This window comes from Anaerolineales bacterium, assembly GCA_015075625.1.
GTDB lineage: Bacteria > Chloroflexota > Anaerolineae > Aggregatilineales > UBA2796 > UBA2796.
Genome location: JABTTZ010000002.1, coordinates 573,562 through 585,605, shown reverse-complemented (window position 1 = coordinate 585,605; position 12,044 = coordinate 573,562). Strand labels below are relative to the sequence as shown.

At 57.3% G+C, this 12,044-nt stretch carries 8 protein-coding genes; 5 read left to right on the top strand and 3 right to left on the bottom strand.

The window, feature by feature from the left end:
- Positions 1-313: 313 nt before the first annotated feature.
- Positions 314-2,710, bottom strand: coding sequence for a hypothetical protein (locus HS103_11160; protein MBE7513354.1), 2,397 nt, complete (start codon positions 2,708-2,710; stop codon positions 314-316).
- A gap of 459 nt (positions 2,711-3,169) precedes the next feature.
- Here HS103_11160 and HS103_11155 point away from each other — a divergent pair, with 459 nt between their 5' ends.
- A complete protein-coding gene (locus tag HS103_11155; GenBank protein MBE7513353.1) occupies positions 3,170-3,574 on the top strand; it encodes a roadblock/LC7 domain-containing protein in 405 nt (134 codons plus the stop codon).
- Positions 3,575-3,711: 137 nt separating this feature from the next.
- Here the strand turns inward: HS103_11155 and HS103_11150 are convergent, their stop codons facing one another.
- Complete coding sequence (locus HS103_11150; protein ID MBE7513352.1) at positions 3,712-5,211, bottom strand: CHAT domain-containing protein; 1,500 nt, start codon at positions 5,209-5,211, stop codon at positions 3,712-3,714.
- A 61-nt stretch (positions 5,212-5,272) separates the two neighbouring features.
- Positions 5,273-5,935, bottom strand: coding sequence for an LON peptidase substrate-binding domain-containing protein (locus HS103_11145; GenBank protein MBE7513351.1), 663 nt, complete (start codon positions 5,933-5,935; stop codon positions 5,273-5,275).
- Positions 5,936-6,128: 193 nt separating this feature from the next.
- Here HS103_11145 and HS103_11140 point away from each other — a divergent pair, with 193 nt between their 5' ends.
- The 4 genes from HS103_11140 to HS103_11125 all read left to right on the top strand — a co-directional run bounded on the left by HS103_11140 (position 6,129) and on the right by HS103_11125 (position 12,043).
- Positions 6,129-6,620 carry a PaaI family thioesterase gene (locus HS103_11140; protein MBE7513350.1) on the top strand — a complete coding sequence of 164 codons (492 nt, stop codon included), beginning with the start codon at positions 6,129-6,131 and terminating at the stop codon, positions 6,618-6,620.
- A 31-nt stretch (positions 6,621-6,651) separates the two neighbouring features.
- Positions 6,652-9,129, top strand: a complete 2,478-nt coding sequence (locus HS103_11135) for a hypothetical protein (GenBank protein ID MBE7513349.1) — start codon at positions 6,652-6,654, stop codon at positions 9,127-9,129.
- A 4-nt stretch (positions 9,130-9,133) separates the two neighbouring features.
- The gene (locus tag HS103_11130) at positions 9,134-9,946 is read left to right on the top strand and encodes an XdhC family protein (protein MBE7513348.1); all 813 of its coding nucleotides are present in this window, start codon (positions 9,134-9,136) and stop codon (positions 9,944-9,946) included.
- A gap of 246 nt (positions 9,947-10,192) precedes the next feature.
- Positions 10,193-12,043, top strand: coding sequence for a dynamin family protein (locus tag HS103_11125; protein MBE7513347.1), 1,851 nt, complete (start codon positions 10,193-10,195; stop codon positions 12,041-12,043).
- Position 12,044: the final 1 nt, after the last annotated feature.

Sequence of the window (12,044 nt, the reverse complement as noted above, 5' to 3'; positions counted from 1 at the left end):
CATCCTGAACGTGCGTTCGAGGGTGAATTATACACCGACTTCCATTGTGGGTGGGGTGCGGAGATTTGCTTATTGCTCTTTAGGAAAGACCCGCAAAGGGATTTTTTTGATGCTTCCGCCGCCCCGCTGCTAAAGCAGGGAACTGAACCCAGTCTCCTACGCGGCTGGCACTCCACCGCTCAACCCTGTGCAGGGTTGAGCGGTATAGATAAGGTGTTCGTCTGGACATGACCGTTAGACATGACCGTTTTAGAAAGGGCTAGATTTCGCCCATCCAATCGACCGATGCGGTCATGCTTGACACATGGTCACGCTATTGACCTTCTGGTGAGTCGGCGGCATCAACCACTTCGGCAGGGGCTTTTGCCCCGTTGCCGTTTGCAGCGCGGCTCTCCACCGCATTGAGGGTGCTCGCTTCGGGGGCATCCATGATCTCGATGTGCGGGTCACGCGGGGCGGGCAGCGCCGGCGTCTTGGGTGCGGGCAGCATCGGCAGCGGTGGTTTGTCGGGATCAAAATTCAGCACGTCTGGCGTCGTCAGCACAGTGTAGACCTTTGAGCCGACGGTTGCCGCCGTTGCCGCCATGCGCTGTTTCAGGCTCAGCGGGATGCGCCGCTCCACCTTGAGCAAATAGACAATACAGGCGAATGCGGTCAGAATGAGAATCACCCCCCCAATCACTAAGCCGGTTGGCGCATAGTAAAAGCGGATATGAGTGGGTGTCCCGCCGCCGGGGGCGCGTCCATTGGGAAGTAACACGCCCAAACGTCCTCCAATGGATTCCAACTGCGCACGCTGTCCATTAACCTCTACAAACCAGCCCGGGTGGGCAGTTTCCAACGCTACCACCACCGAATTCGGCGGATACGCGCCATCAATAAAGAGATCAATGCTGTCCATATGATGGAAATAGGTGATCGGCGTCACATCCCCGCGACGGACGACCTCCCAACTGCGATCTGTCAACTTCCAGCGTTCGATCCAGAAGGCATAAGGCGGCGACTCAGGGTTATACCAGAGCGTTGGTGTGCCGTTGTAATCGGGGGCATTGGCAATGGGGATGTAGCCATTTGCTGTCAGCCATCCGACATAGGAAAGATTGGCGCCCACCGCATATTCGGGCGAGATGGTCATGGACGAATCAAAGCCTATCGTGGAGGGCATTCCCATCGTGAAGATCGTGGCGTCACCGTGTGTGGTGCGCCCTAAGTTATTGACAAAGCTGAAGTGCGTAATCCACCCCTGTGTAAGGGTAGAGAGCATCTGGTTGGGACGGAGCGTGCGGAGGAAGTCCATTCCAAGCTGCTCATCACGGGCATATTCGTTGATGTACGAGCGGTAGACAAGGCGCTCCCAGTTTGCCATAACATCCAGCGAGGCGAGGAGCATGGCGGCGGTGGCAACGACCAACGTCCCTCGCGCCAATGAGGGCGGCAAGGCAAGCCGCGCTTTTAGGCGGGCAATGGGCAAGAGCGTTGCCGGATCAAGGCGCAGCCCCCGCGCCCACCGCGACAAAACGACAACGACATCATCAAACCAAATCGCCGCGATCATGATGATCAAGGGGGTTGCCGCCGCGCCCACGCGCCCAGAGTTTTTCCAATCTTCCAGTGCGGGGATCAGTTGGTAAATATCGCGCACCGCCTGAATATCGCCCTGCGCCCAAAAAGTGAGGACGAAGATCATGAAGGCGCTAGGGACGATCACCCGCCAAATGCCCCGCCGCGAATCATCCGCCGGATGGACGATCAGAGCGCGGACGATGAGCAGTCCAATGACAAAGAGAAGCGGAATCACGTAATGGTAGTTGATCCACTGATCATCAAAATCGGGTTTCGGTGTGTAGGGGGCAACATAAGTATTGATGATCTCTAAAAAGGTGCTGCCCGGATTTGCCCAGTTGTTGGGGTGGTAAACAAGCCATTTTTGGATGGAGAGAATCTTGATCGCGTATAAGCCAACAGCGAACACACCGGCGAGGACAACCCGCTGAAGCATCGGAATATCGATGAAAAACTGCTTGCGTTGAGGATCGCGCTGAATGAGGGCAAACGGCACAACGACCAGCGCCACTAGCGCCATCGGAAGGGCATACCAGAGCGCCCCGGTGAAGGGCATGAGCGCCGCCGCCAGCGCCAGCATGACGACGCACCAGCGTTTTTGCAGGTAAAGCGTGCCGATCAAGCCGGCAACGACATAAGGGACATAGACCTGCCCAAAGGCAAGGTGGACAAAGCCGTGTCCAAACTGAGTGACGATGCTCCCACTTCCGGCAACAAGCGCCCCCGCCAGCAAGCGCCCGCCCCACCCCAAGCGCAAGACGCGCCCAATCAGCCAGCCGCCCCACCCCATCATGAGGATGGCGATGATCAGGGCAACCTTGCCGCCCTGCACCGGACCAAACCAAAAGACGGGGTAGATCAAGAGTGGGCTAAGCGCTTGCGAGGCAAGGTTTTCGATCATCGGTTCACCCCACCCAATGAAGGGATTCCAGAGGGTGATCGAGCCACTTTCACGGAAAACCTGATAGAGAAACGAGGTTTGGTGCATTGCCGAGGGGTAATCACGCCCTCCCCACATAATATCGGGACTGAAATCGAGCGCATGGCGGGCGAAGAAAAACGCCGCCAAGAAGATGAACCCGAACTCCAACAGGATATTCAGGAGGGTGAGTGGCTGAAGTTGATACCGTAAGCGGTGGGTGGACATGCGTCGCCTCGCCCAAATAGGGTTGGGATGATCGTTTAAGGGTTTTCTATACTTAGAACTTAGACGTTACACAGTTGCCCTCATTCCCCTAACCCCCTCTCCCCGCGGGAGAAGGGGGAATCTCGTCTTTGAGGGGGCTTCCCCCTCAAATGTCCCTTTTCGATGAGTACAGGGTAAACAAGTTCAACTAGGTAAATCCTATATACTAAAAAACATTATAGCCTTTTGCACCTAGCCTTCGCTGAAGTCTGTACAAATCTTGACAGATTCGCATTGATGTTTGTCCAGTGGAGGATGACGATAAGGCGATAACTGGTTGCTAGGTAAACGCTTGCTAAAGGGGCAACACAGACTTGCCTATTCTTGATAGAATTGTGAGAGACAAAATCAGTGTACAATGTGGCACATTCAGCGCAGCAAGGCGCGGCGGCTGACAAGGCACACGAAAGAGGGATCAGGATGACGAAACAACCAACTCGACAGGAGTTGATCGACGATACGCTCCGCAAAATGCACGCCGTCGTTCCGGGGATCAAGGCGTCGGTGGTTGTCAACCGTGACGGATTGCTCGTTGCGGCTTACCCCCCCACCGAAGACGATGACTATCTAGCAAACCCCACCAGCAGCCCCCAAGTGGCGGCAATGGCAGCCACCTTGATCAGCCTTGCCGAACGGACGTTAGGACGCCTCGAACAGGGTGATCTTGCCCGCTTGCTGATGGAAGGGGAAGATGGGGTTATGGTTGTTTACCCCGCTGGACGGGCAACCCTTGCCGTATTGGTCGATAAAGAGCAGCGTATGTCTCCTGTTTTGTATGCCGCCGGGCGCACCTCGGAAGATATTGCGAAGGTTTTGGCGGGCTAAGCCCCGCATTCACCGCCCCTCCCCAACAACAGAGTCACCCGGCGCTGAAGCGCCGGGCGGAGATCAGCAAAAGGCAGCACTCGTTTCAGTCGGGGGCTTTTGCGGCGGCTGTGGGTGCCCAACGCTACCCAACAGATTTATTCGCCCGCCTCTTTCAACGCCTTTGCCATTGCCTCAATCTCATCGAGGCGGGGCTTGTAATTCGCCCCCAGACGCCCACGTAACACATCGACCATCGCAATAATCTCATCCCACATCGATGCGCTGACGAGTTGATCGGTGAGGGCACTTGTATAATCACGGGGGGACATTCCCGCTGGAAAGACGACCATCATTGGATCAATACCGCTTTGGACAAGTAAGGCGTTTGCCGCCATTGGGGTCAGCATGCTGCGGCTGTCCAAAAGAACTTTTTCCAGTTTTTCACGGAGCAATTTTTTCAGGGTAATGGGGTCGTTCATGGAGATCGGTTCACTTAGTTTTCTGGTACTGTTAGCGGGTGAATGAGTATTTGTCTGATAAGCTATCTTATCGGAAACAGTGTGTGGATCAAAAAGCGCCCCATCGCCCTCGCCAACAAAGACAACCGGGGTGGCAAAGCCTCTATCGGTAAAGCCCTGCGTGGTCAGTGCTAGACGCCCGCGCTGCGTCGCCTCTGGTGCGGGCAGGCGTTCAAGGATGAGCGCCTTGTAAAATGCCCGAAAAAACGTCGTTGCGTGGTGATTCATGATTTCATAGCCCATCGCCACGATGGTGCGCACCCCTTGTTTGATTAGGGCGGGGGGAATCCCACTGGCACGTTCCGCTGTAAGCATCCCCGTCTCACAGGCTTGAAAGACAGCCAGTGGGGGAATATGTGTGAAACGGGCGACCAACCGTTCGGTGTTCACTTTATCCGCATAGCCAGCAAGGTTTTGGAGAAATACGAAATTATCTTGACTGATGCCATCTAGGGCAATCAATTTGCCATGCCCAATAAAGTGAAAAATGTGCGGCTTGCGATCTTCAAGAAAGGTTTGAAGGGAATCGACGGTGACAGGGGGGACAGCCTGCCGGTAATCGAGGTTATAGCGGCTGTCGATGGTCATTTCGTCAATGAGGCGAATGGTATCTTGCCCCTCAACCGCAGACATCTCCGAAGGCTGGACAAAGGCAACACCAACCCGCAGCCGTTCATGCTCGGTAAGCCGCACCGCCGGAACAGCCCCCGCGCCAGACTTCACGCGGCGGTAAAGGGCAAATGCCCCATCGGTTGCCAACCACTGCGGGGGATCGTCGGGAGTACAGAGGAACTCCCAGGGCAAGGCAGCCACCTTGCTATGCGCCCCACGTTGATCGATCTCAAGGCGTGTGTGACGGCTGTTTGCACGCGAAAACTGAACGGCACGGCTGAACAGATCGCCCGCCTCGCCGGAAAAAATCATGGTAAAAAGGGTTACCCCTAGTTCCTTGATCTCGGCGGGGGTGATCGTTGGAACGCCGCCGTTTTGCCGTCCTGATACCTTATCGCCTAATTCACGGAGGCGCTTTTCCCGTGCCGAGAAATTCAAGGTGACCAGTGTGCTTTCACCCTGAAAGGCGATGCGAGCCGTATCGTCCGTACCTAATGTGATCGTCAGTAAGGGGCTATCGGTCATGATTCTGAGCCTTTTTTGTGGGCGTGTGGTTCATCCCGCCAAGTGCAGCTTAAAGTGTAGCTTAATTCGGGGAAAAGAGAGATGGGTCGCTGCGCCAGCGTTTTCCCTCTTGCACCATATGCCGAAGAATGGCGGCTTCGCGCCGGAGGATACGCCCTTCTTCGTGGATCATCGTCATCAGATCGGGGAGGTTCAGAATGCTCTGTTTGTCTTTCATGGGGACGTGGAGGACGAATGCCGTGAGATAGGCAAGTAAGGCGGGGTCTTCGGGAAGTTGATCGATTCGTTGGTCAATCTCACCCAGTTTGGCAAAAAAATTCAAGTAATCTTTGACAATAGGTGCTAACCCACGCGCTGCTTGGGTAAGTTCGGCTTCGTTGCTGCGCTCAAGCGGGTATTCATGAGCAACTCCGGTGAGGAATGGGCGGCGGGTGTGCGTTGCTTCCAATCGAAAGCGGTTTAGTCCTCGTGCGCGAATGTCCATTTCCCCGCCGGGATGTTTCTTCACATCGGTGATAAGTGCTGTTGTCCCAATGTCGTAGACTTCTGCTGTCCCTCCCACTTCCTTGCCGGCGCGAATCAAGACGACGCCAAAGGGATCGCCGGAACGGATGCATTCCGCGATCATGAGCTTGTAGCGCGGCTCAAAAATATAGAGATCGAGTGGCATCCCCGGAAACAAGACGGTGTTCAGCGGGAACAGCGGTAATTCGTGGTGTATCACAGCATAGTATCCGGTAAATGGTTTCCCTCCCCTCCGCAGATTGTAGAGAAAGTCCGATCATGCGCCAACCCTCGGCGGGGGATTATCGTTTTCTGCTTATGTCCCGCCCTCTATGCACTCTTTTAGAGGTAGGTTGAGTCGTACTTGAGGTAAAATAGACCACCATCATCACCAAGAACAACAAAAGGCTCTTATGACGAATCACGATCATCCTGCCTCGGACGCCCTTCAGCCCAGTTCGCGCCAGTGTTTCGGCTGTGGGCTGGAAAATATTGCCGGATTGCAAATACGCTTTTACAACGACGGTGAGGGGCAGGCACGCGCCGAGGTGACGCTCAGCGCAAAGCATCAGGGCTTTCCCGGCATTGCGCATGGCGGAATCACGGCAACAATGCTTGATGAGGTCATGGGGCGGGCGGCAATGACAAGGGATTTTATGCGCTTGCTCTACACGGCGAAGATGGAGATACGCTACCGGAAACCTGTCCCCATCGGCGTGCCGATCACGCTGCGCGGGCGAATTGAGAAAGATCGAGGGATGATCGCTTATGCCATTGGGGAAGTGATCTTGTCCGATGGAAGTATCGCCGCTGAAAGCACAGCGACCCTTATGGAAGTGCCGAAACCAGAACTGGCGAAAATGAACACCGAGGAAGTGGGCTGGAAAGTCTACCCCATCCCATGAGCGGACTTCTCTGTCAGACCGGACAGCCACAATGAAGGCTCTCACCTCTCATCCTCTGTTTCCTTATGGCATCCTTGCCGCACTGGTGATCGGCGCGGCGGCGTTTTACCTCAGCGGGGCGGCAACCTATGAGGGGGGGCGTGTCTTACCGCTTGACGATGCCTACATTCACCTTCAATATGCCCGTGCTGTTGCCGAAGGTCACCCCTTTCAGTACATCGCTGGACAGCCGCCCACCTCCGGCGCGACAAGCCTGCTCTACCCGCTTCTGGTCGCCCCCGCCTTCACCCTCAGGCTTGACCCGCCTCTATGGGCGCTTGCCATTGGTATGTTCAGCACCCTTGCCTCGGCATGGCTGGTTTATGGCATAGTTGGGGGAGTGGTTGGGATAGCGCTGGCGGCGTGTTTTGTCGTTCATGGGTCGCTGTTGTGGGCGGCGCTTTCTGGGATGGAAACGGCGCTCTTTAGCGCCCTGTGCTTGTGGACGCTTCGTTATGCGCGAGGAGGTGACCCCCGCAAGGCGATCTTCAGCGGAACGCTCGCCGCCCTCATCCGTCCAGAAGGGGCGGTTATTGGCGTGGGGGCAGCGCTCTATGCCTTTGCCCGCACGCGCTCGCGGCGCTTTTTTTGGAAACACCTGTGGCTCTATGCCTTGCCCCTTGCTGCCGCGCTGGTGCAGCCCCTTCTAAACTTCATCTATACGGGATCGCTTACGGCGTCGGGAATGCAGGCGAAGGCATTTTTGTTCAATGTCCCCCCCAACACGGGAGAGATGCTGCGCTCTGTATCAGGCTATGCCGTCCGACTCTGGCGTGAATTCCTAAGCCTCGGTGAACCCGATTACGGGACTCTCGTGTTGACTGGGGCGGCGTTGGCATGGATAGCCTTTGCACTATGGCGCGGTGTGCGCCGTCCCGATCACCGTCTGGACGGCTATCTAGCAGGGATGATCGTCCTCTGGTTCATCGGGATCACGGCGCTTGTCTCGCTGCTGGAAACGGGATTTTGGCAGTTTAAGCGCTATCAGCAGCCGCTGATCGCCCTCTTTTTTCCGCTGGCGGGCTGGCTGATGCTCCGTTTGTGGCGGGGTGGCGGGTGGGGGCGGCTGGCGGGTGGGCTGATCCTCGCTGGGGTTGCCCTGCAAAGCCTGACGAGCGGGATTGCCTTTCGGGGCTATTATGCCGAAAATACCGCAGAGGTGGCGGGCAGCCAACGTCCGATGGCGAGCTATGTTGCCGAAAGCGTTCCCGCCGGGGCGGTGGTCGGCGTCCATGATATTGGCGTCGCTGCTTTTTATGGGCAGCACCCCACTTATGATCTTGTGGGCTTGACGACGCCCAACGCAGCGGTGGCATGGCGCAACGGACCCGGCGCCGTCTACGAGAGCATGGCGCGGAGTCCCTACCGCCCCGATTATCTCGCCATCTATCCCGACGCACGGGGGCTGACCTACTTCGCTGGAACGGGGTTGTTTGCCAACCCACTGGCAGAATTCCCCTCCCTTGCCCTGCCGCATAATGTTGCCTCGGCAACGAACAGCGGGCAGACCGTTTACAAGATTGATTGGTCGCCGCTTGATGGTCAAGAGCAGCCGCGCCAACCTTCGACATTGACGGCAATCGGTGATCTGCGCTTGGTCGATGTGCTGAACATTGCCTACCTTCCCGACGAGGCGACGCACGAGTATCATTGGTGGCAAGCAGCACAGCCGCCCGGCTTCCCTACCGAACTTTACCGCCAATCCTATGTAGCGTGCGCAGCGGATTGCACCGTGCAAGACGGCGGACGGCTGATCACCGGCGGCGAGTCCTTCACGATGGCAACGCGCCCCGCCGAGGATGCCCTGTGGGTGATCCGCGTCCATCCCCGCCAGGCGATGACGATCACCCTCTACGCGGGCGATCAGGTGGTTGGGCAGCGGGTGATCCCCGCCATTCCCGGAACCTGGATTGAGATTCCCACCCTGATCACAGGGGACAAAATCACCACCGAACGGACGACATTCCGTGTTGAGGCGGCGCTTAACGATCCCTCTGCCGATCATTATATGCCCTATCAACACTGGCTCTATCAGGGGAGGTATCCCCCTGTGGAAACCCCCACCGAGCCACCGCTGGCACAGTTTGATGCGGGCTTTGCCGTTCAGCGTGCCGTTCTGAACTACGCCCCGGACTCGCGGGTGTTCTCGGCAACGATCACGTGGTTCAACGGGAATTCTCCTGCACCAGTGGATGGGATTCTGTTTATCCATCTTTACGATAAATATGATGGGCTGAGGCAAGATGCTCAGATTGACCAGCGTCCGGGGGGGGGGGCGCTGCCGCCCGGGAACTGGCTGCCCGGTGGGTTTACGGAAACTTATCAGCGGAGACTGCCCTCCTCCATCGCGCCGGGGGTGTACCGCGTTGCCATTGGGATGTATGATCCGCTGAGGGGGCGGCTGCCTTTAGAAGGCGAGGGGGTGGACACCGATCTGCGGCTATGGGTTGGGACGATTACAGTAGAGTGATGGGATGACGATGAACGAACAGGCAGTCTTTCGAGCGTTGGCAGAGGCGGAAGGGAGCGGAATCCCCGTCGCACTTGCTACCGTGATTCGCGTTACAGGGTCGATTCCGCGCCATCCGGGGAGCAAGATGGTGATCTACCCTGAGGGGCGGATTGTTGGCACGGTGGGCGGTGGGGCGATGGAAGCGCGGGTGATTGCCGATGGGCAAGCGGTGATCGATTCGGGGACGGCGCGAATCGTCAGTTACACCCTGAACAACTTGCAAGATGGCGATCCCGGCGTGTGCGGCGGGACGGTGGAGATTTTCATTGAAGCGGTGGGCGTCCGTCCGACGCTCGTCGTGATCGGCTGTGGACATGTGGGGAAGGCGCTGGCAGAGCTAGGCAAGTGGGCGAATTTTCGGGTGATCGCCTGCGATGACCGTTCACAGTTTTGCAACCCAGACTACCTCCCCAACATGGACGATTACCTTGTCTGCCCGCCAGGGGAGGTTGGCGCCCGCCTGAGGATCACGCCGCTGACGTACATTGCAGCGGTAACGCGAGGCGTCCCCGTTGATGAGGCGCTCTTTCCGCCCCTCTTGGCGGCAAACCCGCCCTACATTGGCTTGATCGGAAGCCGGCGGCGGTGGCTGCTGACGGTGAAGGCATTGGAGGAAAAAGGCATCTCGCGGGAGGCGCTGCGCCGCGTCCATGCGCCGATTGGCTTGGAGCTGAACGCCGAGACGCCGCAGGAGATCGCCCTGAGCATCCTTGCCGAGATCATCATGATCCGGCGCGGCGGGACGGGGCAGCCGATGCAGTGGATGGGAGAGTAATCGGCAATAAGGAGATCAGCCGCTTCGCTCTAGGGTTAAAGCGCAAGGCACAACTTAAGTCCTCCGAAAATTGTTGTTCGTTTGGCACTCCAGCATCGGGATCATGGGGAATGCAGTACCACTGCAAGTCGAGTTTCCGGTACCACCCCCCGGATGGGCAATTGCTCAGAGGCATTGCCACAACTACAATAGATTGATAGACAATATGGATTGCTGCTTTCTACTGGCAATGAGTTAGGATGATGCATGACCGACCAATCACTACTCCCCGCCGCCGCCGAGAACACCCTTCTCGATAGCACGATTGCCGAATGGCGCGAGCGGGCAATCCGCTTGCTGACGGAGGCGGCAGGGGCAATTGCCCCTATTCCCCCTGATGGGGCGGCAGATCGCGGGCGACTCCTTGACGCGGCAGCCGACTTGCGCGAGATGTTCCTTCTGGTGACGATCATTGGCGAATTCAACGCCGGGAAAAGTACCTTCACGAACGCCTTGTTGGGGGAAGCACTCTTGCCGATGGGGATCACCCCCACCACTGATATGATTGAGGTCATTCGCTACGCCCCAACGCGGGTGACAACCCCCACCATCCGCGACAACGCCATCCGCGAATGGGGACACCCCAACACGGGCGGGGCGGGCGTTGCCATTGTCGATACGCCCGGCACAGGGTCAGTCTTTCAAAAACATGAGACGATAGCAAAATCCTACCTCCATCGTTCCGATCTCGTCATTTTCCTGCTCTCAGCAAAACACGCCTTTGCCGATACAGACCGTCTTTACCTTGAACTGGCGAAAAGCTACGGCAAAAAGATCATCCTCGTCATCAATCAGGCAGATTTGCTGGAAGAACGCGAACGCGCCGAGGTGCGGAAATTTGTCCAGCGGCAGATTGACGAACTGCTGAACATCCGCCCGCCACTCTTTATGGTCTCTGGCAAGAAGGCGCTCAGCGAACCGCGCACCGGCGGCATCAACCCACCCCCGCTGGAGGACGGCTTAGCGGAGACAGTGGTTTTGAACGCCGACAATGAGTATGGGATGCGCCCCCTTCGCGCCCACTTACGCACGGTGTTCGCCCAGATTCCCCCCGCCAAGCAAAAGCTGATCACCCGTTTGGCGCTGCTGAAATCAATCCTCGCCCGCTATCAGACCGTTGTCGGGGATCGTCTTGCCCTCATTGGCGAGGACACCAACGCGGCAGAGGCGCTCCAAACCGAGATCCAGAATCAGGCGGCAAATCTCGAAAAACAAATGACCGCCGCCCTAAACGCTATTCAGGGCATCTTAAAAGGGATTCAAGAGCGAGGCAACCGCTTCATAGAGGAAAATGTGAAGGTCTTTCGCGCCACTGTACGCGGCTTTGACAAAGAGGCATTCGCCCGCGATTTTGAACGGAATGTCATTGGCGACGCCGTAACCGAACTGAGCAGCGCCCAAGATCATTACGTGAACGCCCTCGTGGATGGCTCACGGGATTATTGGCGCGGAGTCATTGACCGCTTGGGAAAGTTGGATGCCCTGCTTCGCCAAGAATCGGTAACGATGGACGCCGCCTCTTACGCCGATCAGCGGGCGGCACTCCAAGCGGCGCTAACGCTTGCTGATGTCGAACTGCGGGCATATTCGGATAAGCGCGTGGCGGCGGATATTCAAGAGGAATTCGATGAGAATGTGCGCAACTTCACCTATGGATTGATCGGCGGCACAGGTGGGGCGTTCGCGGTCTTGCTCAGTCTGATTGGTGGGCTTGCCGTGCCGGGGGCGGCGCTCCCCCCCCTCGCCGTGATTGGGCTGATCCTCGGCGTGCCGGCGATGCTCGGTGGCAGCGCCATCGCCATGCGGCAAAGCCGGAAGGCGGTTCAGGATGCCCGCGATCAGTTGGCAAAACGGCTGCAAGGTCTAGAGGACAACTACCGAGGGGCGCTCGTCCGCCTGACGACGGACGAACGCAACCGCCTTGTCCAATATGGCGGGCGGATTCTCTCCCCGGTGTTCAGCCAATTACAGGTCTTGGCAGGGCGCTACAAAGATCAAAAGGCGCAGCTTGATTCCTTTGTGACACGGGCGGATGAAATTGAACAGGCGATGGGGTGAT

Coding starts and splice junctions, on each gene's coding strand:
- HS103_11160 (MBE7513354.1), bottom strand. CDS start 2,710: ATGTCCACCCACCGCTTACGGTATCAACTTCAGCCACTCACCCTCCTG.
- HS103_11155 (MBE7513353.1), top strand. CDS start 3,170: ATGACGAAACAACCAACTCGACAGGAGTTGATCGACGATACGCTCCGC.
- HS103_11150 (MBE7513352.1), bottom strand. CDS start 5,211: ATGACCGATAGCCCCTTACTGACGATCACATTAGGTACGGACGATACG.
- HS103_11140 (MBE7513350.1), top strand. CDS start 6,129: ATGACGAATCACGATCATCCTGCCTCGGACGCCCTTCAGCCCAGTTCG.
- HS103_11135 (MBE7513349.1), top strand. CDS start 6,652: ATGAAGGCTCTCACCTCTCATCCTCTGTTTCCTTATGGCATCCTTGCC.
- HS103_11130 (MBE7513348.1), top strand. CDS start 9,134: ATGACGATGAACGAACAGGCAGTCTTTCGAGCGTTGGCAGAGGCGGAA.
- HS103_11125 (MBE7513347.1), top strand. CDS start 10,193: ATGACCGACCAATCACTACTCCCCGCCGCCGCCGAGAACACCCTTCTC.